General features: G+C 58.2%; 22 protein-coding genes. 9 read left to right on the forward strand and 13 right to left on the reverse strand.

Going from position 1 to position 26105, the window contains the following annotated elements; all coding sequences use genetic code 11:
- Positions 1-87 precede the first annotated feature (87 nt).
- The 5 genes from ACIROY_RS07315 to ACIROY_RS07335 form a co-directional block, all read right to left on the reverse strand.
- Entirely contained in the window at positions 88-2019 is a 1932-nt protein-coding gene (locus tag ACIROY_RS07315; RefSeq protein ID WP_402340870.1) for a hypothetical protein, read from the reverse strand.
- A gap of 207 nt (positions 2020-2226) precedes the next feature.
- The gene (locus tag ACIROY_RS07320) at positions 2227-3108 is read right to left on the reverse strand and encodes a hypothetical protein (RefSeq protein ID WP_402340872.1); all 882 of its coding nucleotides are present in this window, start codon (positions 3106-3108) and stop codon (positions 2227-2229) included.
- 94 nt (positions 3109-3202) lie between these two features.
- Positions 3203-4039: an HNH endonuclease gene (locus ACIROY_RS07325; protein WP_402340874.1), complete on the reverse strand. Its 837-nt coding sequence runs from the start codon at positions 4037-4039 to the stop codon at positions 3203-3205.
- Positions 4036-4659 carry a flagellar motor protein MotB gene (locus tag ACIROY_RS07330; RefSeq protein ID WP_402340877.1) on the reverse strand — a complete coding sequence of 208 codons (624 nt, stop codon included), beginning with the start codon at positions 4657-4659 and terminating at the stop codon, positions 4036-4038. The genes ACIROY_RS07325 and ACIROY_RS07330 overlap by 4 nt, the downstream gene beginning before the upstream one ends.
- 77 nt (positions 4660-4736) lie before the next feature.
- Complete coding sequence (locus ACIROY_RS07335) at positions 4737-6044, reverse strand: hypothetical protein (RefSeq protein ID WP_402340880.1); 1308 nt, start codon at positions 6042-6044, stop codon at positions 4737-4739.
- 492 nt (positions 6045-6536) lie between these two features.
- Between ACIROY_RS07335 and ACIROY_RS07340 the strand changes: the two genes are divergently transcribed.
- A complete protein-coding gene (locus tag ACIROY_RS07340) occupies positions 6537-7724 on the forward strand; it encodes a GGDEF domain-containing protein (RefSeq protein ID WP_402340883.1) in 1188 nt (395 codons plus the stop codon).
- Positions 7725-7801: 77 nt separating this feature from the next.
- Here the strand turns inward: ACIROY_RS07340 and ACIROY_RS07345 are convergent, their stop codons facing one another.
- From ACIROY_RS07345 to ACIROY_RS07360, 4 genes are all read right to left on the reverse strand, one after another.
- Entirely contained in the window at positions 7802-8629 is an 828-nt protein-coding gene (locus ACIROY_RS07345; RefSeq protein ID WP_402340886.1) for a 2-keto-4-pentenoate hydratase, read from the reverse strand.
- Between the two features lie 173 nt (positions 8630-8802).
- The gene (locus ACIROY_RS07350) at positions 8803-9240 is read right to left on the reverse strand and encodes a DUF6196 family protein (protein ID WP_402340889.1); all 438 of its coding nucleotides are present in this window, start codon (positions 9238-9240) and stop codon (positions 8803-8805) included.
- A 27-nt stretch (positions 9241-9267) separates the two neighbouring features.
- On the reverse strand, positions 9268-9894 hold the full coding sequence (locus ACIROY_RS07355) for a trimeric intracellular cation channel family protein (protein ID WP_402340892.1): 627 nt from the start codon (positions 9892-9894) through the stop codon (positions 9268-9270).
- A 71-nt stretch (positions 9895-9965) separates the two neighbouring features.
- The gene (locus ACIROY_RS07360; protein WP_402340895.1) at positions 9966-10862 is read right to left on the reverse strand and encodes a LysR family transcriptional regulator; all 897 of its coding nucleotides are present in this window, start codon (positions 10860-10862) and stop codon (positions 9966-9968) included.
- Between the two features lie 90 nt (positions 10863-10952).
- Between ACIROY_RS07360 and ACIROY_RS07365 the strand changes: the two genes are divergently transcribed.
- The gene (locus tag ACIROY_RS07365; RefSeq protein ID WP_402340898.1) at positions 10953-11945 is read left to right on the forward strand and encodes a quinone oxidoreductase family protein; all 993 of its coding nucleotides are present in this window, start codon (positions 10953-10955) and stop codon (positions 11943-11945) included.
- Positions 11946-12133: 188 nt separating this feature from the next.
- Complete coding sequence (locus ACIROY_RS07370) at positions 12134-13264, forward strand: branched-chain amino acid ABC transporter substrate-binding protein (RefSeq protein ID WP_402273961.1); 1131 nt, start codon at positions 12134-12136, stop codon at positions 13262-13264.
- Between the two features lie 15 nt (positions 13265-13279).
- On the opposite strand, the gene ACIROY_RS07375 is transcribed toward ACIROY_RS07370, so the two are convergent.
- Positions 13280-14134, reverse strand: coding sequence for a D-hexose-6-phosphate mutarotase (locus tag ACIROY_RS07375; protein ID WP_402340900.1), 855 nt, complete (start codon positions 14132-14134; stop codon positions 13280-13282).
- Positions 14135-14271: 137 nt separating this feature from the next.
- Between ACIROY_RS07375 and ACIROY_RS07380 the strand changes: the two genes are divergently transcribed.
- The 4 genes from ACIROY_RS07380 (at position 14272) to ACIROY_RS07395 (ending at position 18559) form a co-directional block, all read left to right on the forward strand.
- A complete protein-coding gene (locus ACIROY_RS07380) occupies positions 14272-15549 on the forward strand; it encodes a homoserine O-acetyltransferase (RefSeq protein ID WP_402340903.1) in 1278 nt (425 codons plus the stop codon).
- A gap of 131 nt (positions 15550-15680) precedes the next feature.
- Positions 15681-15893 (forward strand): protamine P1 domain containing protein, encoded by a 213-nt coding sequence (locus ACIROY_RS07385; RefSeq protein WP_402273970.1) that lies wholly within the window; start codon positions 15681-15683, stop codon positions 15891-15893.
- Positions 15894-16013: 120 nt separating this feature from the next.
- Positions 16014-17576, forward strand: a complete 1563-nt coding sequence (locus tag ACIROY_RS07390) for a M20/M25/M40 family metallo-hydrolase (protein ID WP_402340905.1) — start codon at positions 16014-16016, stop codon at positions 17574-17576.
- Between the two features lie 104 nt (positions 17577-17680).
- Positions 17681-18559 (forward strand): PhzF family phenazine biosynthesis protein, encoded by an 879-nt coding sequence (locus tag ACIROY_RS07395; RefSeq protein WP_402273976.1) that lies wholly within the window; start codon positions 17681-17683, stop codon positions 18557-18559.
- Positions 18560-18567: 8 nt separating this feature from the next.
- Here ACIROY_RS07395 and ACIROY_RS07400 read toward each other — a convergent pair whose 3' ends face one another.
- Positions 18568-19161 (reverse strand): aldehyde dehydrogenase, encoded by a 594-nt coding sequence (locus tag ACIROY_RS07400; protein WP_402273979.1) that lies wholly within the window; start codon positions 19159-19161, stop codon positions 18568-18570.
- Between the two features lie 294 nt (positions 19162-19455).
- Between ACIROY_RS07400 and ACIROY_RS07405 the strand changes: the two genes are divergently transcribed.
- A complete protein-coding gene (locus tag ACIROY_RS07405; protein WP_402340908.1) occupies positions 19456-21135 on the forward strand; it encodes a methyl-accepting chemotaxis protein in 1680 nt (559 codons plus the stop codon).
- Positions 21136-21351: 216 nt separating this feature from the next.
- Positions 21352-23214 (forward strand): dihydroxy-acid dehydratase, encoded by a 1863-nt coding sequence (ilvD, locus tag ACIROY_RS07410; RefSeq protein ID WP_402340910.1) that lies wholly within the window; start codon positions 21352-21354, stop codon positions 23212-23214.
- A gap of 111 nt (positions 23215-23325) precedes the next feature.
- Here the strand turns inward: ilvD and ACIROY_RS07415 are convergent, their stop codons facing one another.
- Complete coding sequence (locus ACIROY_RS07415) at positions 23326-24885, reverse strand: diguanylate cyclase (protein WP_402340913.1); 1560 nt, start codon at positions 24883-24885, stop codon at positions 23326-23328.
- Positions 24886-24961: 76 nt separating this feature from the next.
- The gene (locus ACIROY_RS07420) at positions 24962-25957 is read right to left on the reverse strand and encodes a sensor domain-containing diguanylate cyclase (protein ID WP_402273988.1); all 996 of its coding nucleotides are present in this window, start codon (positions 25955-25957) and stop codon (positions 24962-24964) included.
- Between the last annotated feature and the right edge of the window lie 148 nt (positions 25958-26105).

A 26105-nucleotide genomic window follows, 5' to 3' on the forward strand; every position in this document is an offset into this window, starting at 1 on the left:
TTTTTTTGAAGGTACCAAACAAAATAGGACGCATCATCGCACTGCGATGATTTAGTTTGCTTTGATCACAACGTTAGACGCGATAGGTCAATTCTCTATATTAATCCGGTCAATTGCGTCTATAAAGTCGGATTTTCTACCGAAAATATCAATGTTCTGCAATGCGCGGTGGAGCACGTTATATGCACGGAATATAAAAACTTCCAGCGATTTTTGTTCAAAAGGTGTTGGAGCAATCGTGGCTTGTCGTCGCCTTAGACGAAATGCTTCGCGGACATTACTTGTTATGTCAATTCGTTCTGCCTCGGTTTCCGCCAGAAGTAAACTTACGCGTTCACCTATGTTGAACTCGACTGCTTCTGCATCATGCCTTAGTAAGAGAATCTCTAAGGATGACAATGTGTGTGCGAGACGATCAATTTGGTTCGGGAAAGTAGTTCCGGTGCTATAAACGAGCAAGCAGGATCGAAGTGCAAGCTCAAAATCATTGAGTCCATCAGGCCATACCAATTTACCTACTCTGGAAAAACTCATTTTTTCTAAATCAGCTAATTTTTCTTTTGACAATCTCCATTCTGCGAAAGATTTGGAGATGATCTGTTCAGTGTATGAAAATTGACTTTCGTTAAAAACAATTATGTTTGACTGAGGAATGATTTCTGAGCCCATCAATGCAATAGGACACAAGCGAGATGCTGAGTGGGCACCAGGGCAAAAGAATCGTAAAAGACCTACAACGTTCTGAGCGAGGATTTTTCCATATTGGGCAGCCCTTTCCGTCTCTGCCTCTACGTTTAAAACCACTGCAGCAAAACCTTGAATTCTTCGGCGCAAATTCTTGAACATACTTTCGACATCAGCTTTTTGATGCTTTGAATTTTCAATGTGAGGTTCCGCTAGTCGATTAAACGTATCTTCTGTAATTGGGGCAATTTGTGCTGAGCCAAATTTAAAAGGTACCTCTGTTTCAAAATGCGCAACTGGAATCCAGATCTCTAAAAGTTTTACAGCATTTCGACACTCGTTAACTAAGATCTCAGAAAAATTTATATGTTTCTCAGCCCTAAACGACGCGCGGCTCCAACGGATAATTGCATGTTCGATGAATTCTCTACTGAGCATTCGTTGGGTCCAGTTTTCCTTAAGGATTTTATCCTGCAGAGAGAGAAATTTAGAAATCCCCGCGTCACGCAAACCAAATACCTGATCCTCTACTTGTATAAAAACTACAGCCTGGTTGCCCGCAGAGTCTTGTCCCCAAAACGTTGGAATTTCGACTGGGGTCACAGTGGCAACGGGTTTGGCAGTAGAAAACGAGTCGGGCAACTGTGCCATTTCGATGGCACATATGTTACTTAGCAGGTCGACGCTTAATTCGTTTATATCGCGAGCTAGTTCGTTCGAGAATTCGAAGGAGGGTGTGTCCGGATGAGTTATCTCGTGGGGTATGCTTGATGCCAAAATCTTCTTCTCAGCAATTGAAGCGTTATCTACTTTCTGTTCTTCAGCCTGTAGGCATAACAATTCGGCGATGTCTTTTTCATGAAAATGATCCAATTCGGCCGTAAGCCATTCATGGAATTGAACTACCTTTTCTAGATATTCTTCAACGAATATGTGTACATGAACATATTTTCCAGCCGACTCAATGTATGCCTTCGCAGGCGCAGTCCAGCGTGGCCATTCTAGCAGTGCATCAGATTCGTACCTAACACCAGAATTGACTGTCGCTCCATGATGAGGATCTTGCTCTATTTCTAAAAACATGCTTGATGGCGGAAGCCCTTTATGCAGCATGTAATTTCGGAGATCCTGTACAAACTTAGCTACAGGAACTTCCGCAAAGTCCACATTCAGCCGTTCTGAATAGGATGAAGCAATAGGCGTGTTTGCATAGTTTTCAGTGACGAATTGGCGGGTATGGTCTATTAACGTTTTTGCCGCAGCTACAAAATTGTGTACTAGTCGGTTTATCTCTCTATGAGTCTGAAGTCCCGCCTCTTTATTGGCGTCAGACATAAGGCGGATTCCTTCATCAGGATCGCGTACCTGCCGAGTAATCGCGATCAATTCCTGTGCATTTAGCTTAAAGATGTTTAGTGAAAAGCTCCGGGAATGAGTTCGATTAAAATGAGCCATTCCTGCAGACGAATGGATTTCATTTAACCGAGAGTTTGTATTTATTATTTCAGACACGCGCTACTCCTATCACTCCTCATTGCAGAATCAAAAAAATGACTTTCTGACACCAGGCCAACTATCGTGTTCGAGCTGGGCAGCAAAGTCTCTATCTGTTAGTCGTCGTACGGAAGATGCGGCTACGAACTGCACGCCGAGAGCGAGTTTGACAATATCGAGTCGTGTTAAATTGGTTAGGTCGTATCGTGTACCTACATAGCTGGGCAATTTCGTCACGACAGATTCGACCATGATATCGTCCCTGTGCTTCTTAACAACTGACAGGCGTGCGGCCATAGCTTTGTGTTGGTGACTAAATTTTCGAACTTCATCTGGATCTACGTCGCAATAAAGTAACGCGGCTTTTATTGATAATTCTGCGGTCATGCAAATGGGTTGAATAACCGATGCGGTGCTATATCCGGTGCTGAGAATGTTGGCAACGTCCTCCAGATTTGACAAAGCTAGATGCCAGTAGCGAATAGCAATAGACTTTGATTCACGTAAATCATCTATGCCATATGTAAAATCGTGGAGATCGGCTCCAGAAAAAAAGCCTTTTGCCGCTATGTCAGGGTCATGTCTGCACCATTGCAATGCTTGAACATCAGTATCAAAATTTAGTACCGTTTCTAGCGACAATATCGGTCTTCCGAAGCCGACGCCGGCAGTTATTTTACGTACCTGGTCGACTGACGCGGCGATACCAATACCCATGCCAGGCCAAATAGTATCCGTCTCCGGGATGAGGCGTTGATATGCCGCTATAATGAATTCGGCTTCGTCATTGTCAAGCAAGTCCAATGAAAATAGGCCACCCATCAGCTCTATCGCTGCGCGCATGGGGCGAGCATGAAATGCGATATTTTCTTCGGCGAATTTTTGATCGAGTTTTAGTAGATCTTGATCAGTCCAAATGTTTTTTTTCATATTTTCGAAATGGCGATGTGAATATAATTACCTGGCCATGTGACCACAACTCCCCATTCCTTTAACAACGCCTAATATCGCCGTGAATATTAACTTAAACGGGATAGCGCGAAACAAAATCCAAATAGGCTGGTAATGCCTTCATGTGTCCATGCATCGGCTCGTCTGCATGGCATCGGATACATAGCACAGCAAGATTTTCATCCGAATTATCATTCTTCATACCATTCACGTGGTGGACTTGCATATATTTCGCATCTCGCATGCCGAGCGAAATGCGGCATTTACTACAGCAATATCCTCGTGTTTGTTTGACTCGCTCAGATATATCTCCCCAATCCAGAGAGTAGTCATTCAGCGGTGCCGTTTCTGAGGTGTGATTTGGTTTTTCGAAGATCAGATCTTGAGGGTACTTAGTAAAAAACTCCTTTAGCAAGAAGCTTTTTACGCGTTCAACACGGATGGAGCGAGTAAGGTCCATTTGAAAACCGTTCCAGGAAATAGATGCTAAACACATTTGGCAAACATTTAGTTCCACTATTTTCGGTTTTGCAATCTGCTCCATAATATTCACTTGGAACATACCATCGTCTCGATTGGCCACAACGTAGCGCGGAAATCGATTATTTCTCTTCATTTTGTCGAGCGTGTTGCAAAAGGCCAGATGGAATTTTGGCATTTCTTCGCGTTGTCCATAATTCGATATGTCGCGTATGTATAGAAGGACACGATATCCCTTATAGGAAAGCGTGCCATCTTGTAGAACCTGCACTTCGTCGAATTTGACTTCTATACCGTCTTGTCTGAGCTGATCACGAAGATCGATAGGCTTATATATGTTTTCGATCTTGAAGTTGACTGCTAATGAAGCTCCCATTTCATGACGCAATGCATTTAGATCGGAAGCAAGAAGGAAATTTGGAAGCTTCAAGGTTGTTCTGCCTTAAGCTCGCGAGCAATTTGATCTAATCTGTCGCTCGCATTCGTGACAATACGAAACTCCACACGTTGGTTGGCTAGCTGGGCAGCAGCAGAATTATCGCTAGGTGAGATAGGCCTGGACGACGATAAACCATTGGCTGTGACATGGCTTACTAGCCAGTCCTGTTGTCGTTCTACACTGGGAAGCCTTAATAGAAATTCGAGGGCGCTTCTTGTGCGAGCCTGTGAGAGTTCCATATTCAAGAAGTATGCGGTTTTCGTATCAGTGCTATTTGTCCAACTGCGGCTAGTATGGCCTTCAATTCTTATCTCTTTTATCGCTTCCCGATATTTGTCTGACGTGAGCATTTTTACGTAACGAGGGAAAAATTCCCTCAGCATTTGCTTAAACTTTGGTTTAAGTTCAGATGATCCTGTGGCGAACAGCACAGTTGGATCATTAAATCTAATCGTCATATCGCCCAGTAGTTCTGCATTCCACTGCTTCAAATCTCGAGAGAATTCTTTTTGAAGCGCTTGCAACATGTCATTTTTTGTCTCTTCGAATTCATTCACCACTAGGGTAGTCGTCTGCTCAACTCGAAGCATAAAAGCCGCGGTTAGCAACATGAAGACCATCATTAGTCCCGTCATTAGATCTGCCAACGGAATCCAATGCGACTGATTACTCTGCTCAATGTCCATAATTACTGGGCACTAGCGAGCCGAACGACTTCGCGTAGCCGATCCGTTAATGGGCTGTAGTCTGCTACGAATTTTTCGGACAACGAAGCCAACTGGCGTCCAAGTGATTCCAAGCTCTTTGTCAGTTCTTCTTGTAACCCCTTGTCTAAAGACACAACGCTTTGTCTGACGGTATCTAGTCCCTTCTGCATTTCATCGTTCACTTGTTTCTGAGACAGCTTGATAGTTTCGGTGAGCAGCTGTTTCATTTCTGCCGAAGATCCTTGCATTTGGGTTCCGAAATTTCTAACTACATCGCTGACATCTGATTGAACTCTTGCAACTCCTAGTTTCATTGCATCAGCGAGATCTTCTAATTTTTTCGCGAATAATGGAGTTACATCTTTCATTTCAATCAATACAGTCGACAGGGACCGTTGAGACTCCTCGATAGCTACGTATTGCTGAGCTATACCTCGAAGTAATTGTTCGAGACTTGAAGCAGCTTCGGTGAAACCGTCTGCGCGGCTTACCATCAATGACATTCCGTTTGCCGCATTCTGTAAATCGGTTGCTGACGACTGTTGTACTACTTGTAGCCTGTCTAGTTCTTCTCGATATTGAACTTGCCATATCACGAGTTTTTCAACAGCCATATTTAGGTGCTGAAAATTTTGGCCGAACTGTTCGTTGATCTGTGTGTTGAAGTCTCTAATCACTTCTTTTAACGCCTCAATTAACGCCTTCGATCCATCTTCTGCCATCTTGTTTGCGAATGCGTCAAACGAGCCACGTAGCGCAATTAATTGATCATTTTGTTCTTGTCGCATGAGCTTTAGCTGAGAGAGTAGGCTGCCGTCCTCGCTGCCAGATAGGCTTTTTTGCAGAGCTTGGGTTGCGGCCACAACGTCATCTAAACTGGCTGATTTGGGCGCACCGCTACTTTGTGGAATTGGGGTTTTTTGTTGATGGTGGCGAAAACGAATGCACAATGATCCAAAGACTCCACTTACAGAAGCCCAGAATGCTGTTTTGACGCCTTCTAGCAAATGGGGAACGCTGGATGAGACTTTGGCAGAATCGAAGTGCAGCAAGGCTAGCGCGATACCCAAAAAACATCCAAATATGCCGATGGTTGTTAGTATTTCGGGGCCATGTTGTACTGCGAATCGATTAAATCGGAATACTGTGAAATAGAGCGTCAGTGAAAGATTAATCACGATAAATGTCATCGTGGTTCCGTCCTGCAGGATAGTTACGATTCCATTACTGGCGAATGCCAATGGAGAAAAAATAGCAATGCCGAGCGTTATAGCTGTTTTTAAGAGCATCTGTTTTCCCTTCCCTTTTTTCTTCTTTACAGCTCTAAAGTCGTAGCACGATGCTTGCTCTTCTTCGACTCAGGCTGCTCATTTGTTCTTGTAAGAATAGCCGATCTGAGACATTCCATTGAGTACGTCTTTATATTTTCTTTGAGAAGTGGCTAGCTGGCGGTGGGGGGTATTCGTGATTGAAGCAAACTGCCGTCGTCGATAAACCGATATGGCTTTTGACGTAGTCCGGGGTATTCCGTCAAATCAAAAAACAGTAGCGGCCTATGACTATTTTCGTTGGCCAGCCTAAGATGCTGGTGCAGGCAGTCGTCCGCCAACCCTAGCATCCCATCTGACTGATCATCTCTGCAGCAATCTTCATACCCACCACTAATGTCATAATACCGACCCTCAGCCCTGCATCGCGCATGCGGCGTTCCAATCAAAGAAAGCACCACGATGACACGTGCGGCCCAAGAAACCAAGCCAGCCAAAACAACATGGACCAGCTTGCCCGACAGAAAGATCAGCGCCACCCGCATGACCATCGCCTATGTCATTGGCGTGGCAATGACGGCGCTGTTGTTCCTGGCGGCGTACTTTCTTCTCGACAACATCATCATCGAACAACGCAGTAGCGCACAGCGGGTTCATGTCGTCGAGCAGCAGCGCGCACTGTCGCAACGCATCGCACTGCTGAGCACGGACCTGTATGTGGGCGATACGTCCACCAGCGAGGCCTTGCAAAATGCCGTCAGCGAGATGGAGCGCCTGCAAGATACGCTCAGCGGCAAAGCCGACCCCGCCGCCCGTCAGCTCACCGCGGCTGAACATGAACTGTATTTTGGCGGCAACGCACCGCTCGATGCCGAGGTGCGCAGCTTCCTGGACGACACGCGCCGCTTCATGGCGGCGACCACGATGAGCGCCGGCGACGCGGCCTATAAGGCGCTGCAACACCATTCCCGCGATCTGCTGTTGCCTGCGCTGGATCGTGCGGCTGCCTTGTTCGCCGGGCAAGCCGATGCCCGCATTGCACAGGCACGTCTGGCGCAACAGGTTTTGCTGGCGCTGCTGCTGATTGTGCTGGCGCTGGAGGCGCTGCTGATCTTCCGTCCCCTGATCACGAAAATCCGCCTCTACAATGCGCACCTCTACGAGCTGGCTACCCTCGACCCGCTCACCGGGCTGGCCAATCGGCGTCAATTCGACGAATACGCCAACCGTGAATTCCGGCTGGCGCGTCGCACGGCCAAACCCTTGTCGATGGCGATCTGCGATATCGATCAATTCCAGCAGATCAATGACAAGCATGGACGCGCCGTCGGCGATGCCGTGCTGCGCCGCTTCGGCGAACTGGCGGCGCGCATCTTGCGCGACACCGACATCATCAGCCGCGTCGGCGGCGAAGAATTTGCCTTGGCGCTGCCTGTCATGAATCTGCACGGCGCGATGATCATCGCCGAAAAACTGCGTCGCGGCATTGCCGACGATCGCAGTGACAATCTGCCGCCCTTCACCATCTGCGTCGGGGTCGCCGTCAGTGAGCATGGCGACAAGAATATGGACGCTCTCCTGCAGCGTGCCGACAGCGCCTTGCAGATGGCCAAGTCAGAGGGACAGAATCGGATTTCCTGTCTGAACAGGCCGATGACGGAAAAGCCGACGCCCAGCGATGCCGTTCCTCAAGATTCCTGAGTCAGACGCAGTAGCGAAGTGTTGAGGGATGGTCCGACGTAGTTGCTGCTGCTGTCGGCTATCCTGTTGATTCGATGTCAGGCAGTGAACGTCAACGTCATTCCCCGCAGTGCAATCCCGCCGAATTCCATATTCCAGGTTTCTCCGGCGCTGACCGGAAACGCCGCAGTCAGCGTGCCGGTCGTGATGATTTCGCCGGCCTGGATCGGGCGGCGGATTTGCTGTTTCGCCAGCACGGCGATCAGATGCGCCGTCGCGGCGAGCGGGCTGCCGAGGGCGTTTGCGCCTTTGCCGGTTTCTCGCAGGGCGCCGTTGCAGAACAGATCCACGGAACATGACGCCAGCTGCGTCAACGCATCGCTGCCCAAGCTGGCCAGCGAGGTGCGTTCTCCCACAAACAATCTTCCGTGCAATCCACCGTCAGCAATGGTGTCAGGGGCTTTGAACTGCCAGCCCGGATAGTGCGACTGCACGATCTCAAACGCCGGTGCAATCCAGTCTATGCAATCGATCAGTGCGGCGATGTCCGCATCTTCGGGCGGCGCCTGATGAAAGTGCAGGGCGATCTCAGGCTCGATCTTCGGCTCGGCTAACTGCGTGACGCTGCATGTCCCTTGCGACCCGGCGACGTCGACGATGGTGCGGTCATACATGTGTCCCCATACCGGTGCCTCCACGCCGTACCTGGCCCACATCGCGGCGTTGGTGAAGCCGATCTTGCGGCCGGCGGCGAGCGCGCCTTGCGCCAGTCTTTGCTGGTGGATCAGGTCGGCGACTTGGTAGGCGGCAGCGACGTCGAAGCCGGGCGCCTGCGTGGTGATGGGCGTGATCTGCCGCGCATGGTCTTGTGCCTGCAGCAGTTGCGCGGCGATGGCGTGCTTGTCGGGGGCGTTATCAGTTGTCATGCGGCCGGCTCCGGTATTGTGAACTCTTGGTTGTTATATGGCGGACGAGCTTGGAACGGCCATTCTGCGCGCACAGGTGCGGCGGCAACAAGAGAGAAAAATTCAGCGGAAGGTGGCGACGCGCCGTGTTTGTTTCAACAAATGAACAGCGTGTCGGCTTTGCATGAAAAAAACTACAGTGGGCCGCGCAGGCGTTGCACCTCGGCGATCACTTTTTGCGCCACCACTTCCGGTGCGCCCCAGTAATCGAAGATGCCGCCCTGGCCGGCGTTCTGACCGCAGACCACCAGGATGCCGGTGCCGATGGTGGCCTTGAGATGCGAGGCCAGCCAACCGACGAAACCGGAGTTGTCGAGCGCGGGCGGGAAGTGGAACGAGAACAGCACGAACTTATCCACTGCCGCCACCGTCGCATCGGCGGGCGCGAGGAAGCTCCACACTTCTTCGTCGCGCACGAAGGCCAGTGCATCGGCGACGCGGTGCGATGGGAATTGCGCGACCGGCGTTTCGTAAAACGCGTAGGCGCCGTCAAAGATTTCCAGCCTGGCTTGCGCCATGACCTGGCGCAATCGGGCGGTGGTTTGTTCTGGTGTTTCCTGGCTGACGTGCATGGTGAAGCGCTCCTGTGGAGTGAGGTGTTATTCGAAACCGCGAATGTCTTTGTCGTTGAATTTCGGCAGCGTCCAGTGATAGCGGATCGCCAGCAGCCGGAACAGGAATCCCACGCCCAGCGCCGTCAGCGTCGATACCGATGCATCGATGTTCAGCCACAGCATGCCGACGTACAAACCGCCCGTGACGAGCGACACGCTGGCATACACTTCGCGTTGCAGCACCAGCGGGATTTCATTACACAGCACGTCGCGCAGCAGGCCGCCGAAGACGCCGGTGATCATGCCGAATATCACCACCACAAACGGATTGAAATGCGCGAAGCCGCGTGCGATGTCGCAGCCGATGATGGTGAAGGCGACCAGGCCGAGCGCGTCGACGATCAGGAAGGCCGATTTGAAGTGATGCATCTTGCGCGCGGCCACGGCGGTGACGATGGCGGCGCAGATGGTGAAAGCGAGGTATTCCGGATGCGCGACCCAGCCCAGCGGATAGTGGCCGATCAGGATGTCGCGCACGGTGCCGCCGCCAAGCGCGGCGACGGTGCCGATCAGGCAAATGCCGAACAGGTCCATCTCGCGGCGGATGCCCATGATGGCGCCAGACATGGCTTCGGCGGAAATGGCGATCAGGTAGATGATATACAGCAGCATCAGCGTTGGCCTCGATTTGTGATTGTCAAAGAATACCGGAGATGCCGATTCTGTATCTCTCTAGTTCGAATTCACACCAGCAAATCCTGCCGCTCCTGCACAATCTCCGCCACCAGTTCGGCGATGCGTTGCACGCGTGGCGAGCGGCGCAGGTCGGGATGCACAGTGAGCCACAACTCGCGCTGCCACGCCGGCTGGCCGCTGTCAAATTCGACCAGCTCGGCGTCGCCGCGCGCGATGAAGTGCGGCAAGATGGTCAGGCCGAGGCCGGCACGGCAGGCCTGATGCAGCAGCGAAAAATCATTGGCCGTCATGACATACGGCGCACCGTCGGCGTACTGCGCCAGCCAGGCTTGGTGAGGACCGCCTTGCAGCGCTTCGCCGTAGCCGATGAACTCACGTTTGCTGCGCGCGGTGCGCTTCCAGCGCGCATGGCCGTACAGGCCGTAACCGGCGTTGCCGAGGCGGCGCGCCATCAGGCCGGGATCGTCCGGGCGCGACAGCCGCAACGCCAGGTCGGCGTCGCGACGGTGCAGGTTGGCGGCGCGGATTTCGCCGACCATGTCCAGCTGGATTCCTTCCCAGCGTTTGTGTTGCTGCGCCATCAATGGCATCAGGAAGTGGCTGGTCAGGGCCGGTGGCGCCGACAGCCGCACCGTGCCTTGCATCGCCGTCATCCCTTGTACCGCGCGACCGAAGGCGTGTGCTTCGAGCTCGATGCGTTCGGCGGCGTCGAGCAGGGTCTTGCCTTCGTCGGTCAGTTGCCAGCCGCGCGGCAGGCGGTCGAACAGGCGCAGCTGGATCGCGCCTTCCAGCGCGCCAATGCGGCGCGACACGGTCGAGTGTTCCACCGCAAGTTCGCGCGCCGCCGCCGACAGGCTGCCGCCGCGCGCCAGGCTGAGGAAGTAGCGCACGTCATCCCACGACAGCTGCTCGGGCGATATGGTCGGTTTCGATGATTTTTGCACAGTACTTGCGCCTAAATAGGGAATTCCGTTCGATTTTGCACGAAGTTATTCTGAGCGTCCACCTTCCTCATTCATTACAGGAGCACAGATATGACCGCAATCTCCACCGTCACCACCCAGCTTATCGAACTGACCGCCTATGGCGATGCCGCCAACTTCGAACTCGTCACGCGCACCTTGCCGCCGTTGGCTGCGGGGGCGGTGCGCGTGCGCCAGCATGTCGCCGGCGTCAACTACGTCGACGTCTATCAGCGCGTTGGCCGTTATCCCTTGCCTTTGCCTGCGGTGCTCGGTGTCGAAGGCAGCGGCGTGATCACGGCGGTCGGTGCGGGAGTGGACGCGTCGCGCGTCGGCCAGCGCGTGGCGTGGTCGGCGACCAATGGCAGCTATGCGGAGGTGGTCGACGTCGCCGCCGAGCGCGCCATCGCGTTGCCGGACAAGGTCTCGTTCGAGCAGGGCGGCGCCGGCCTGTTGCGCAGCATGACCGGCTACCTGCTGCTGAACCACTACGGCCGCCTGCAGCCCGGCCAGACGGTGCTGGTGCATGCCGCCGCCGGCGGACTCGGGCTGGTGCTCACGCAATGGGCCAAGGCGATGGGCGCACGCGTGATCGGCACCGTCAGCAGTGACGAGAAGGCGGCATTGGCGCGCTCGCGCGGACTCGATCATGCAATCAATTATCGCGAGCAGGATTTCGTCGCGGCGGTGCGCGACTACACCGGCGGCGGCGGCGCCGACATCGTCGTGGACGGCATCGGCGGCGCGCATTTCCTGCGCAGCATCGAGGCCACGCGCAGCGGCGGCATGGCCATCACCATCGGCTCGATTTCGGGCGAGGGCGCACCGGCCGAGGCATTGGTGGCGGCGCAATTGCGAGGCGTGTTGATGGAGCGTCCCAGCATCCTGTCCTTCATCAAGGATCTCGCTCAATATCGCCTCGCCACTGCCGCCGCCATGACGCGCCTGGAGGCAGGATTGATCATCGACATCGCCGGCCGTTTGCCGCTGGCGCAGGTTGCCGCGGCGCATCGTTTGCTGGAGGCAGGTGCGGCGCAGGGCGCGTTGTTGCTGGAAATGAACTGACCGGCGCAGAGTCGACCGCGCAGTTGTGGCCGCCGCGCCACGCTGCGCGGCGATGTAGTGGCAGAACAGGAGGAGCAATACCACGCTCATTGTCGTAAAGACAATGGAGGCGCGCGCGCACAATCAATCGGTCATCAATGACGCCGTCGCCTTCGAGGCGCGGAAGCGGAAGCGGGAGGGGGGATCCGATGAAACTGACCATCTTGTTGCCGGCGCTCTGCCTGGCCGTCGCGGCGCACGCTCAATCCACCGGCGCGAACGAACAGGTGGTGCTGGTGGGTGTGGCCGCGCCGCTGACATCGCCGCGCACGGAGAGCGGCATCGCGGCCGTGCGTCTGGCTTTCGACGACGCCAACCGCCGCGCCATCCGCATTGGCGGCAAGCAGCTGGTGTTCCGTTTGCTGGTGGAAGACGACAAGGGTGACGCCCTGTTCGCCGCGCCCATTGCGCAATACTTCATCCGTTCCAAAGTGGTGGGCGTGATCGGCCATTGGAACAGCGGCCCCAGCATCGCCATGGCGGAGCTCTACAGCGCCGCCGGCATTCCGCAGATTCCTATGGCGACCACCAGCAGCCGCTTCACGCGGGAAGGCTTGCGCACCATCTTCCAGGTCCAGGGACACGATGGCGTCGGCGCCGTGCGCCTGGCGGAATTCATCGTTCGTCAGTTGCAGGCTGTGCGGATCGCCGTGATCGAGGATGGGACGGTGTACGGCACGGATTTCGCCGATTCCTTCATCTCCGGCGTGCGCCGCGCCGGCGGCGTCGTCGTCAGTCGCGAGGCCATCAGCAGCAAGACTTCCGATTTCAATCCGGTGTTGAACAATGTGCAGAAGATCAACGCCGACGTGATCGTGTTTGGCGGCGTCGTGACGCAAAGCGCCTTGCTGGCGCGCGGCATGCTGCGCCGGAACATGAACACCCGGCTGGTGGCCACCGGCGGCACTGCGACGGGTTTGTTCGTGCAACTGGCGGAGGGTGTGCAGGATAATGTGTGGGCGCTGGAAACCGGCGTGCCGCGCGATCGCCTGCCTGGCTGGCGCGAGTTCAACGACAAGATGCGTGCCCACTTCAAGGGCGAGATCACGCACTACGCCCTGTTCGCCTACGACGCCGCCAATGTCCTCATCGCCGCCATCCAGAAGGCCGGCTCGCTCGACCCGAAAGCCGTCACTACCGCCTTGCATGAAATCCGCTACTCCGGACTGACCGGCATCGTGTCCTTCGATGCGAACGGCGCGCTGATCAATCCGGCCTACACGATCTATCGCCTGGAGCAGGGCAAATGGTCGGTGGAAAAAGTGCTGCTCGAAAAATAACCCGCCGGACCAAACTCAACCTGCGCGTGTGAGGCGCTGCAAACCGCGCCAGGTCGCCTGCGGCGACAGGCGCACCGGGTGCTCGATCTGCGCCGCTTCGATGCACAGCATGCGGGTCCAGTCCTGCGCCGGCATGTCGCCGAGCTGGGCCGCCTTGGCCGGACCCGGATTCCAGATCACGCTGTCGGCGAAACCTTGCTGCTCGAGATGCAGGAACGGCTTGCCGTCCTGCTGCAGTGCCAGCGCGGCCGGGGGCGCCCAATAGATGTTGTCGGTTTCGTCGGCGATGCGCAGCACGCTGCCGTCATGGATTGCTTCGTCGTTGCCGACGGTGGTGTCGGTGAAGCGCACGTTGCCGAGTTGCGTGACGCCGGCATTGCGTACGTCGGGTGTGGCCAGATAGGTGTGCAGCGCGGTGGTGAAATCGAAGGCGCCGTCGCCGGTGTTGGTGACGTTGAGCGCAACGCTGACCCAGCCGGCGCCGAGCTCGACCTGCAACTGCAAGGCGAAACTGTGCGGCCACAAGGCGCGCGTGGCGTCGGAGTCCGACAGCGACAGGCGTGCATAGGCGACGTCCTGGTCGGCGCCGCTCAATACATCCCCATCGAGCTGCCAGACCAGATTGCGCACCAGGCCGTGCTTGGGCAAGGCGCCGCGTCCGGAAAATTGCGGGAAGCACACCGGCACGCCGCCGCGAATGGACGCGCCGGTTTTGAGCGAAGGCTCGGGCGTGCAATACAGATGTTCGCAGCCGTCGACGGTTTGCCATGACAGCAATTGGGCGCCGTACAGGCTGATGACGGCGCTGTCGCCATGCGCGTTGTGCAGTTGCAAAAGACCGGCGACGTCGGGAAGTTTGGCGATAGGCAAGGGAAGTCTCCGTAATGAAAGCATGAATGCAAGCCCGTATTTTTACACATGGGTGGTTGTAGCGTGCCGGAGCTTGTCGTAAAGTGGCTGCTCCGCATTGCCGGACCCGCACATTCACACAATCCGGAGACGACTTCATGACCCCTGTTCGCCGCGCGTATTGCGCATTGACGTTCTTCATTGCACTGTCGGCGTTGTCCGGCGCCGCGTTTTCGACGCAGCAATTGCAGGCACGGCAGCCGCAGCCGCCGCTGTCACAACCATCGCCGTCGCCGCAGCAGGCACAGCCGGCGCAACACAGCGCGGCGCCGTTGCCGCTGGTGACCAAACAGGTCTTCACGCTGGCGTCCTACACCACCGTCGGCGGCCAGGAAATCCGCAACGTGCGCGTCGGCTATGAAACCTACGGCAAGCTCAACGATACCGGCGACAACGCCATCTTTGTCGCGCACTTCTATTCGGGCACCTCGCACGCCGCCGGCAAATACAAGGACAGCGACGCCGCGCCCGGTTACTGGGACAGCCTGATCGGTCCCGGCAAGGCGATCGACACGGACAAGTATTTCGTCATCAGCGCCGACACGCTGGTCAACATCAACACCAAGGATCCGATGGTGACCACCACCGGTCCGGCGTCGATCAACCCCGCCACCGGCAAGCCGTATGGCATGAGCTTCCCGGTGGTGTCGATGCGCGATTCGGTGCGCGTGCACAAGCAACTGCTCGACAAGCTCGGCGTGCGCCAGCTGGTGGCGGCGATGGGCGCGTCGGGCGGCTCGATCCAGGCGATGGAATGGGCTGCGCTGTATCCCGATTTCGTCAAGCGCGTGGTGCACGTCATCGGTCCCGGTTTTGACATCAGTCCTTACGTGATCGGCCTGCTTGACGTATGGTCGTTGCCGGTGCGGCTCGATCCGAAATGGCGGCAGGGCGATTACTACGGCAGCGGCGATCCGGACGACGGCGTGGCCGCTGCACTCAAGGTGGTGACGGTGCAGACGCGCCACTGGGACTGGGCGCAAGCCGCGTTCGGCTACGCTCCGGCCGATGCCGCCAAGCCGCCCGGCGCCGCCATGGGCAACCAGTTCAAGATCGAAGCGACGCTGGAAGCCGGAGCCCGTGCCCGCGCAAAAGTCGCCGATGGCAACAGCATCATCTACATGTCGAAAGCGAATCAGCTGTACCACCTCAGCGACGAGGAGGTCAAAGGCATCAAGGCCAAGATCCTGTTCATCCCGAGTTCCACCGACCTGGTGTTCCCGCTCAAGCTGTCTTCGGAGGCGCTGCAGCGTTTCAAGAAGCTGGGCGGGCGCGGCACGCTGTATTTGCTGCAAGGGCCGGGCGGTCACCTGGAAGGCGTGCTCAACATCGACAAGGCGGCGGGCATGATCGAGCGTTTCATCAACACGCCTTGATCCCGATGGCGCTCAGGTTTACAAATCTTTAAACGGTTTTACCTGGAATGACGTCTGCATGGGTTCCGGTCCGCGCAGCGAATGGCTATGCTGAACGCAGAAGAATTATCAACAACCTGCAGGAGTCAGCCATGAGCATCTCGTCCGTCACCTCGTCCTACAGCAACGCCATTTACGACAACGTCGTTGCTCCCGTCAAGAACGCCGCCGTCAAAGTCGGCAATGAAATCAGCGATACCGTCGACACCGCGGTCGATGCCGTCAAATCCGCCGCACATACCGTGGCAGACGAAGTGTCGGACGGCTTCAAGGCGATTGGCAGCATCATCGATACCTCTGCCTGAACACGTCGGCATGAACCACGGATGCGCAGCGATAGTTGATGCGCATCCGTGAATTATTTTCAATGCGGCGAGAGCGGTGATTTCTGTATGATGTGGCATCCATTGCCAAGAGGAAATCCCGTGAAAAAACTGTCCCGCCGCTCACTGTCCCTTTCACTTTCTGCCGCCTGTATCGCCGCAGCGATGCTGTGCTCCGCGTCGCTGCAAGCCGCTGAAGTCGGCGTCGCACAAACTTCTGCCGCCGCCAAGGGCACGTTCAGGGAATGGGTCGAGGCCATCGCCATTCCCAACGATTCCATCGTCGCCGCCGACATCCAGCGCAACACCGCCTGGTTCGAGCAGGCCTTCAAACGCCGCGGTTTCCGCACGCAGCAATTGGCCAACGACGGCAAGCCGATGCTGTTCGCCGAGCTGCCGGGTAACAAGGCCGGCGCCACCACTGTGCTGTTCTATGCCCACCTCGACGGCCAGGCAGTGACGCCATCCGAGTGGCAACAGGAAAGCCCATGGAAGCCGACGCTCAAGCAACGCAACGCCGCCGGGCAGTGGGAAGCGCTGCCGATCGAGCAGCTCTACGGCGCCAATCCGAATCCGGAATGGCGCTTGTTCGGTCGCGCGGCGGCTGACGACAAGGCGCCGATCCTGATGATGCTGGCTGCCTTTGATGCGTTGAAGGCGAGCGGCGTGACGCCGTCGGTCAACGTCAAGATCATCCTCGATGCGGAAGAAGAAAAAGGCTCGCCGTCGCTGGGCAAGGTGATCGACCAGAACCAGGCATTGCTCAAGGCAGACCTGCTGGTGGTGCTGGACGGCCCGATGCACGCCAGCAATCTGCCGACGCTGGTGTTCGGCAATCGCGGCGTCGCCCAGGCCACGCTGAAGGTGTTCGGGCCGCGTCAGGACAGCCACAGCGGCCACTACGGCAACTACGCCGCCAATCCGGCGCAGACCATGGCGCGCCTGCTGGCGTCAATGAAGGATGACGACGGCCGCGTGACGATCGCCGGCTACTACGATGCCGTCAAGCTCGACGACGAATCGCGTCGCGTCATGCGCGCGGTGCCCGACGATGAAGTCGCGCTGCGCAAGCGCCTCGGCATCGCCCAGTCCGAGAAGGTCGGACAGAACTATCAGGAAGCGATGCAATACCCGACCTTGAACGTGCGCGGCATGCAGGCTGCCGACGTCGGCGCCAAGGCGCGCACCATCGTGCCGGGCGAAGCCATTGCCGAACTCGATCTGCGCACCGTGCCCGAAACCGATCCGCAAGTGTTGCTCGGCCTGGTGAAGGCGCATGTCGAGAAGCAGGGCTTCCACCTCGTGCATGGTCAGCCCACCGACGATGAGCGTGCGCGTTATCCGAAACTGGCCTCATTCGATTACGCCCGCGTGTCGGCGTCCAGCATGGCGGTGCGCACCGATCTCGCCTCGCCGATCGGCAAATGGCTGCGCAGCGCCTTCGTCAAGACCTACGGCAAGGAGCCGGTGCAGATCCGCATGATGGGCGGCACCGTGCCGACCGGCGCCATGGTCGGCGCGCTGAAGATTCCGTTCGTGATCGTGCCGCTGGTGAACGCCGACAACAACCAGCACAGCGCCAACGAAAACATGCGCCTGGGCAACTATATCGATGGCGTCCAAAGCCTGACCGGCATCCTCACCGAACCGTTCCCGGAGAAATAGCACGCGCAGGAACCCATATTTGGCGAAACAAAGCATCGTCGCCATGCAGTATTTTGTGGTTGCGCTAGAATCCCCTGAGGCTCAAATACTTCGGGGGATTCATTTTGCAGGTCGACGCACAGATCGTTAACGCCTTCATCGATGGCGCAGCCGGCGGCAATCCTGCCGGTGTTGTCCTCGACGCCGATGCATTCACTACCGAACAAAAACTCCACATCGCCCGCCAGCTCGGCTTGTCCGAGACCGCTTTCGTGTCGTCCTCGCAGAGCGCCACCGTCAAGCTCGAATTCTTCACACCGACGCGGCAGATCCCGCATTGTGGCCACGCCACCATCGCCACCTTCTCCTTGCTGCGCAAGCTGGGCATCATCGGCGAAGGCAATTTTTCCAAAGAGTCGATCGACGGCAACCTCGATATCCTGATTGCCGGCGAGATGGTGTTCATGGAGCAGCGCGCGCCCCAATACCGCACGTTGGATGCCGGCTCCGGACTGGTTGAGCGTATTGCAACCTCGCTCGGCCTCACGCCAGGACAGTTGCACGCCGATCTCGCGCCCACCGTGGTGAACACCGGCAACGCCTTCCTGATCGTGCCCCTGCCGGATGAACAGACGGTTTCGATTGTGCGTCCGGATTCGCTGCTGATTGAAGCGATCAGCAACGAGCTCGACGTCATCGGTTACTACGTGTACTCGGACATGACCACGGTGAGCGGACGCCATGCCGGCGTGCGCATGTTTTCACCGCGCTTTGGCATCCCGGAAGAGTCGGCCACCGGCACCGCAGCCGGACCACTGGCCTGTTACCTGCATGACCACGGCGGCGTGAAGGATTGCGAAATCATCATCGAGCAGGGCTACCTGATGCAGCCGCCCTCGCCGAGCGTGATCAAGGTCAAGCTGACCGTGGCCGACGGCCGCATCACGCAGCTGATGGCAGGCGGCACCGCCAAATCGACGCGCCTGATCAGGCTGGACGTATAAAAATCTTCTTATTGGCTCTGCTCGATCTCGAACATCAATCCCTGCTTGATGATCTCCGCCGACAATAGGCGCTGGCCGATGGCGATCGTCATGCGCTGACCGGGATTGTTGATGGCGTTGTTGACCAGGCGCTTGATCTGGTCGGGCAGCTTGGCCTTGTCGCCGTCGGTGAGGATGCGCGCCGCCGTTTCTGCACACAGGAAGAATTCATCGCGCGCGCCTTCGGTGCGGCTGGCCAGCAGGACGCCGATGGTCTTGAGGTCGCCATCCTTGGCCAGGCTGCCGATCAGCGAGGTTTGCGCCGGTCCGACCTGGGTCTGGAAAGTGTGCTTCTCGCCGCCCTTGTGCAATTGCGTGACGTCGATCGCATACAGTGGCGCCATGCGCGCGGCGTTGTCGTCCTTGCGGTCCTCCAGCACGTCGCGCACGCTGCGGTTGAATTTGGTGGCGAACAGCGTGGGCGAAATCCCCAGCGATTTTTCGGCGCTTGCCTGCGCGCTCAGCTTCTCGTCAACCGAGCGGTCGCAGGCGCCCAGCAAGGCCAGCGGCAGCAGTAAGGTCAGCAGTATTGTCGTGCTGCGGCGGATGATATTGTTCTTCATGATTTCCCCTCGTCGATTTTTCTTCATCTTTCCTGCCGTCATTATGTCTCCGCTTCGCCACGGCGTCGCTGCGATAAATCAAAGCACCAGCGTGCGCCTGTGATATCGTCATGCCCGCGTGTGCCGCGCCGGCAAAGACTTTTCGCCCGGTAACGTCTCACACGCAGGCTGGATTATTCCGGCTCCAACCCAAGCATACTCAAAAATTCTGGATTTTGTTGCCGGGAATAAACACGTATTCCTGCGCTTCATCCTTGGGACTTCAATTAATCAGATTGTTGATGGGGAATCAGCGTGCGCGCTTTGCATAAACAAAAAATAGGGGTACGCCTCGGCCTGGGATTCGGGCTGCTGGCTTTCATGTTGTCGGCCATGGCAATTTTTTCGCTGTTGCGCCTTGAGGCTATCCTCGACACCGTCCAGTACGGCGACCAGGTTCAGGCCGAGAAATTGCAGCCGCTGTACGTCGCGCGCGAAGCGTTGGCGCAGACCGGGCTGGCGGCGCGCAATGCGTTCATCTTCACCGACAACGGCGACGCGGCCAAGGAACTGGCGATCCTCGACGAGCAAAAAGCGATCTACCTGGCCGCGCTCAAGACAATGACGCCGGCCTTGAAGGGCGATGCCGGTTTCGACAAGGTCAGCAGCGGCCTGCTGAAGATGGCGGAAGAACTGAACCGCCCGCGCAAATACCGCGAGGCCGGCCAGATGCAGGAGTTCGGAGAATTCCTGGTCAAGGAATGCAGCCCCCTGCGTCGCCAGATCGTGCAGGACATGGGCGCCCTCATCAAGACCACCGAGCAAGCCGTGGCCGAGGCCAGCAAGAATTCGGACCGTCTGTTCGATCGTTCCATCGCATGGATTGCGGGCATGACCGTCGCCGCGTTGCTGATCGGCGTCGCGGTGGCGGTGCTGATCACGCGCGGTCTGCTGCGCCAGCTCGGCGGCGAACCTGACTACGCCGCCGAGATCGCCGACCATATCGCCAAGGGCGACCTCGCCATCGAGATCCGCACCAAGGACGGCGACCAGTCCAGCCTGCTGGCGTCGATGAAGGAAATGCGCGATAACCTGGCCCACATCGTAGGTGAAATCCGCGAAGGTGCGCACACCATCGCCGCGGCCTCCGGCCAGATCGCCTCGGGCAACGCCGACCTCTCGGCGCGCACCGAAGAGCAGGCCGGCTCGCTCGAAGAAACCGCTTCCGCCATGGAAGAACTGACCGCCACCGTGCAGCGCAACGCCGACAGCGCGCATCAGGCCAACGAGCTTGGCGCGACCGCCTCGACGGTGGCCGAAAAGGGCGGCAGCGTGGTCGGCCAGGTGGTCGAGACCATGGGTTCCATCAACGCCTCCTCGCGCAAGATTTTCGACATCATCAGCGTGATCGACGGCATCGCTTTCCAGACCAATATCCTGGCGTTGAACGCCGCGGTCGAGGCGGCGCGCGCCGGCGAACAAGGGCGCGGCTTCGCCGTGGTGGCGTCGGAAGTCCGCAGCCTGGCGCAACGCTCGGCCGCCGCCGCCAAGGAAATCAAAGTGCTGATCGACGACTCCGTGCACAAGGTCGAAAGCGGCACCGAACTGGTCGAGCTGGCCGGCAGCACCATGGATGAGGTGGTCGCCAGCGTCAAGCGCGTGACCGGCATCGTCGAGGAAATCAGCGTCGCCAGCCAGGAGCAACGTCACGGCATCGTGCAGGTCAGCGGCGCGATTACGCAGATGGATGAAGTCACGCAGCACAACGCCGCACTGGTCGAGCAGGCCGCCAACGCCGCGCGCTCGCTGCAGGAACAGGCCGAGGCGCTGACGCGTGCAGTCAGCCTGTTCAAGCTGGCGCATGGCGGCGTGGTGGTGGGCGAGATCGACGGCAAGATGCTCAACGCTGTCGATGTGCCGCGTCTGGAAGGTGGCCGCCTGGCCATCGCTCACGAGGGAGTTGTTTCCAGTAAGGTTCGGCGCCTGTCTCGCTGATTGCATCCGCTTCAGCAAAAGCCGCAACCGTCCTCGCGACCGTTGCGGCCTTTTTACGGCGGGCGGGTGCAACGGCGCTCTTTCTTTAATATGCAATACGAATTACAGATCACCAAATCATATATTGGACAACTTGTTGTGCACGCGGCACTCTTGCGCACTTGATTCGTCAATCCGCTTTCTATTTCCACTCTGCATTCTGAGGAGACACCCACCATGCCAGTCTATCGTTCCCGCACCACCACCCAAGGCCGCAACATGGCCGGCGCCCGCGCCTTGTGGCGCGCCACCGGCATGAAGGACGGCGACTTCGACAAGCCGATCGTCGCGGTGGTCAACTCGTTCACCCAGTTCGTGCCGGGCCACGTGCATCTGAAGGACCTGGGCCAACTGGTGGCGCGCGAGATCGAAGCATCCGGCGGCGTCGCCAAGGAATTCAACACCATCGCCGTCGATGACGGCATCGCCATGGGCCACGGCGGCATGCTGTACTCGCTGCCGTCGCGCGACCTGATCGCCGACTCCGTCGAATACATGGTCAATGCGCACTGCGCCGACGCCATGGTGTGCATCTCCAACTGCGACAAGATCACGCCCGGCATGCTGATGGCGGCGATGCGGCTGAACATTCCGGTGGTGTTCGTCTCCGGCGGTCCGATGGAAGCCGGCAAGGTGGTCAAGGTCGTCAACAACGACCGCAAGGTCATCAAGCTGGACCTGATCGACGCCATGATCAAGGCCGGCGACAGCACCGTGTCGGACGCTGACGTCGCCGAAATCGAACGCTCCGCCTGTCCTACCTGCGGATCGTGCTCGGGCATGTTCACCGCCAATTCGATGAACTGCCTGGCCGAAGCGCTGGGTCTGGCGCTGCCGGGCAACGGCACCATCGTCGCCACCCACGCCGACCGCAAGGAACTGTTCCTGGGCGCCGGACGCCTGATCGTCGAACTGGCCAAGCGCCATTACGAACAGGACGACTACTCGGTCCTGCCGCGCAGCATCGCCAACAAGGCGGCGTTTGAAAACGCCATGGCGCTGGACGTCTCGATGGGCGGCTCCACCAACACCGTGCTGCACTTGCTGGCCGCCGCGCATGAAGCGCAGGTCGAGTTCACCATGGCCGACATCGACCGCATCTCGCGCAAGGTGCCATGCCTGTGCAAGGTCGCGCCGATGACCGACAAGTTCCACATCGAAGACGTGCATCGCGCCGGCGGCATCATCGCGATCCTGGGCGAACTGGCGCGCGCCGGTCTGCTCGACACCTCGCTGCCGACCGTGCACAGCAAGACCATGGGCGAAGCAATCGAAAAATACGACATCCGCATCAGCAGCGATGCGGCCGTCCACAAGCTGTTCCGCGCAGCGCCGGGCGGCGTGCCGTCGCAGACCGCGTTCTCGCAGGCCGAGCGTTACGAGCACGGCGACCTCGACCGCAGCGCAGGTTGCATTCGTGATATCGAGCACGCCTATTCGAAGGACGGCGGCCTGGCGGTCCTGTACGGCAACATCGCCGAAAAGGGTTGCATCGTGAAGACCGCCGGCGTGGATGAAAGCATCCTCAAGTTCTCCGGCAAGGCGCGCGTGTTCGAGAGCCAGGACGCCGCAGTCGAAGCCATCCTCGGCGACACCGTGCATGCCGGCGACGTCGTCATCATTCGTTATGAAGGTCCCAAGGGCGGCCCGGGCATGCAGGAAATGCTGTACCCGACGTCGTACATCAAATCCAAGGGCCTCGGCAAGGCGTGCGCGCTGTTTACCGACGGTCGTTTCTCGGGTGGTTCGTCCGGCCTGGTGATCGGCCACGCTTCACCGGAAGCGGCCGAAGGCGGCGCCATCGGCCTGGTGGAAGAAGGCGACATGATCGACATCGATATCCCGGCGCGCACCATCAACCTGCGCGTGACTGCCGAAGACCTGGCGCAACGCCGCGCCAAGATGGAAGCGCTCGGTCGTGACGCATGGCAGCCGCTGGGCCGCGAACGCGTCGTGTCGCAGGCGCTGCAGGCTTACGCCGCGTTGACCACCTCCGCCGATCGCGGCGCAGTGCGCGACCTGTCGCAGCTCAAGCGCTAAGCCGTCCGGCAACGCGGTAGCAGTTGAACGGTACCGGGTAACTGACCCGCATCCAGCTGCGTTATTTCACGGCGCGGATGCGGGCAGTGCAGTCAATCCCGATTCTTATTTTCAGGCAGGCTCGGTCGCAACGCAGACGCGGTTGCGACCCAGGTTCTTGGCCTGGTACAAGGCCAGGTCGGCTTGCCGGATCAACGTCTCCGGCAGGTCGCCTGCGCGTGCCGGCGTGAGCGCATCGATGCCGGCGCTGACGGTGACGTTGCCGATCGGATTGCCTGCGTGCGTGATATTGAGCGCGGCGATCTTGCCGCGCAGCTCCTCGGCGATCTGCAATGCCGTGGCGACGTCGGCGCCGGGCAGCAGCACCGCCAGTTCTTCACCGCCGTAGCGCGCGGCCAGATCGCCGGTGCGGCGCGGCACCGCCTTCACCGCCCGGCCGATCTGGCGCAGGCATTCATCGCCGGCCGCATGGCCGTACAAATCGTTGTACTGCTTGAAGCGATCGACGTCGATCAGGATCAGCGCCAGCGAACTGGCGTTGCGCGTGGCGCGGCTTAATTCTTCCTGCAGCGCCAGGTCGAAATGGCGGCGATTGGCCAGGCCGGTCAGGCCGTCTTCGAGCGCCAGACGCTGCAAGGTGGCGTTGAGCTCGTTGAGTGAATCGCGCGCTTCGCGCAGCGAGATTTCAGTCTTCGCACGCAGCCTGATCTGGCGCACCAGCCGCCAGCCGAGAAAGGCCAGCGTCAGCACCAGGATGCCGATGCCGCAGGCGTGCATGATGGTGTCGCTGACCCAACCGGCCAGCACCTCATCGCGCGACAGCGCCGCGAAAATGAACAACGGATAATGTTGCAGATGTTCGTAGGCGGTCAGGCGCACTTCGCCGTCCACCGCCGATTTCATGGTCAGCAGGCCGGAAGCGTTCCGGGCGATATGGTCGCGGTAGATCGGCAGGTCGACCATGCTGCGGCCGACGTATTTTTCGTACAGCGGCCGTCGCACCAGCGTCGTGCCCGGGTTGGTGCCGAGGAAGATCACGCCCTTCTTGCCGATGTCAAAGGTGTCGTAGAACATGCGGAAATATTCCAGGTCCAGCGCCGCCATGATGACGCCCGCGAAGCTGCCGTCGGCGTGGTTGACGCGACGCGAGACAGTGATGATCCAGGTGTTGGTGGTGCTGCTCTTGATGAGCGCGCCGACATACGCATCGCGTGTGGGGTGGTCGCGATGATAACGAAAATAGTCGCGCTCGGAGACGTCCAGCTCTGCATACAGCGGGGTCGAATCGATCACCAGGCGGCCGCGTTCGTCGCAAGCGAAATAGGCATGGACCTGGCCCAGCGTGGTGGCGCTCTGGCCCATCAGCGAGGCCAGCTGTTCGCGGCCCGCGGGGGTATAGCCCTGATTCTCCACCAGCTTCACCATGCTGATCAGCGACACGTCCGCTGATTTGAAGGTGTCGTCGGCGTGGCGCCGTATGGCGCGCGCCACGTTGGTCAGCGCAACGCTGCTGTCGGCCAGCTGTTCGCGGCGTGCGACGCCGAGCTGGACCAGGTCGACGATGATGAACAAGGCGCACACCAGCAGAATGAAAGCGATCGCGAGGTTGGCGACGGCGGCGGGTTTGCGCGCGCCAGGTTCCGGCAGTGGCTCAGTGACGCCCAGATTCATGCAGCTCTCCCCGGTAGTGAAGATGGCACATGATACAAGAAGGCGAGCCCGTGTCGAAAAGCCGGGAAGGCGCCGCTCAGTGGCGGTATTTGCGCTGCAGCGGCAGCAGCATGTCGAGCAGCGCGGCGAAGGCGCCGCTGCCGCTGCGATGATGGCCATGCTGCTTCTTGTCTTCGTACATGCGCGCATCGGCGCGTTGCATCAATTCAGTGATCGAGGTGGTGGCGTCGCTGTCGATGTGGCCGACGCTGTAGCACAACTTGTAGGCGCGTTTGGCGCTGCGGTTGTGCAGCTTCACCGCTTTATCCAGGAAACGCAGCGCGACTTCGGCTTGCTGCTTGCCGGTGTTCGGCAGCAACACCGCGAATTCATCGCCGCCCAGCCGTCCGACGATGTCGGACTGGCGGAAGCTGCGCGACAGGATCGCGCTGAAATCCTGCAGCGCGCGATCACCTTCGGCGTGGCCGAAACGATCGTTGATCTGCTTGAACAGGTCGAGGTCGAAGTAGAACAGCGAGACCGGCTTGTCGAGTCGTTTGCACAGACTCAAGGCTTGCTCCGACATGGCTTCGAAGCCGCGCCGGTTGGGAATGCGGGTAAGTTCATCAATGGTCGCGAGTTCCATGGCGAACAATTCCTGCTCGGCCATCTTGGCGAGATCGCGCAGCAGCGCCTGGTCGTCGTCGTCGAAGGCGCGCGGCTGGTCGTCGATCAGGCACAGCGTGCCGAGCTGGTCGCCGTTGCCGACGCGGATCGGGCAGCCGGCGTAAAAGCGTACGCGGGACTCGCCCATGCGCAAAGGATTGCCCTGGAAGCGCTGGTCCAGCACGGTGTCCTGCACCACCAGCAGATCGGCGGCGGCGAAAGCATGCCGGCCGTCGTCGTGTTTCTGCAGCGGCCACGGACGATGCGCCTCCACCAGGCTGACGAACGCCACCGGCACGTTGAACAGCCGCTTGGCCAAACGCGTCAGGCGTTCGAAGCGGATCTCCGCCGACGAAGCGAGCAGGCCGAATGCATGCGATGCGTTCACTTGATAAAAATCATGCGGCGACATATCAGGCATCTTCATGGGCTGTACTCGATTCATGGCAACGGGCTAATCAAACTGGTCTTCTGCACAGCACGTTTGGCAACATTCTGAGCAGAAGGTATTCCCGGTAACGACAGGCTTGCCGTTTTCTGAAGCGAGGCGGATGAAATTTACACTTGTAGCGACG

Source organism: Herbaspirillum sp. NPDC101396 (assembly GCF_044767365.1).
Lineage (GTDB): Bacteria > Pseudomonadota > Gammaproteobacteria > Burkholderiales > Burkholderiaceae_D > Herbaspirillum.

Excerpts from the sequence above, each read along its gene's own strand:
- ACIROY_RS07315 (WP_402340870.1), bottom strand. The coding sequence starts at position 2,019 with ATGTCTGACGCCAATAAAGAGGCGGGACTTCAGACTCATAGAGAGATA.
- ACIROY_RS07320 (WP_402340872.1), bottom strand. The coding sequence starts at position 3,108 with ATGAAAAAAAACATTTGGACTGATCAAGATCTACTAAAACTCGATCAA.
- ACIROY_RS07330 (WP_402340877.1), bottom strand. The coding sequence starts at position 4,659 with ATGTTGCTAACCGCGGCTTTTATGCTTCGAGTTGAGCAGACGACTACC.
- ACIROY_RS07335 (WP_402340880.1), bottom strand. The coding sequence starts at position 6,044 with ATGCTCTTAAAAACAGCTATAACGCTCGGCATTGCTATTTTTTCTCCA.
- ACIROY_RS07345 (WP_402340886.1), bottom strand. The coding sequence starts at position 8,629 with ATGACAACTGATAACGCCCCCGACAAGCACGCCATCGCCGCGCAACTG.
- ACIROY_RS07350 (WP_402340889.1), bottom strand. The coding sequence starts at position 9,240 with ATGCACGTCAGCCAGGAAACACCAGAACAAACCACCGCCCGATTGCGC.
- ACIROY_RS07355 (WP_402340892.1), bottom strand. The coding sequence starts at position 9,894 with ATGCTGCTGTATATCATCTACCTGATCGCCATTTCCGCCGAAGCCATG.
- ACIROY_RS07365 (WP_402340898.1), top strand. The coding sequence starts at position 10,953 with ATGACCGCAATCTCCACCGTCACCACCCAGCTTATCGAACTGACCGCC.
- ACIROY_RS07370 (WP_402273961.1), top strand. The coding sequence starts at position 12,134 with ATGAAACTGACCATCTTGTTGCCGGCGCTCTGCCTGGCCGTCGCGGCG.
- ACIROY_RS07380 (WP_402340903.1), top strand. The coding sequence starts at position 14,272 with ATGACCCCTGTTCGCCGCGCGTATTGCGCATTGACGTTCTTCATTGCA.
- ACIROY_RS07385 (WP_402273970.1), top strand. The coding sequence starts at position 15,681 with ATGAGCATCTCGTCCGTCACCTCGTCCTACAGCAACGCCATTTACGAC.
- ACIROY_RS07400 (WP_402273979.1), bottom strand. The coding sequence starts at position 19,161 with ATGAAGAACAATATCATCCGCCGCAGCACGACAATACTGCTGACCTTA.
- ilvD (WP_402340910.1), top strand. The coding sequence starts at position 21,352 with ATGCCAGTCTATCGTTCCCGCACCACCACCCAAGGCCGCAACATGGCC.
- ACIROY_RS07415 (WP_402340913.1), bottom strand. The coding sequence starts at position 24,885 with ATGAATCTGGGCGTCACTGAGCCACTGCCGGAACCTGGCGCGCGCAAA.
- ACIROY_RS07420 (WP_402273988.1), bottom strand. The coding sequence starts at position 25,957 with ATGAAGATGCCTGATATGTCGCCGCATGATTTTTATCAAGTGAACGCA.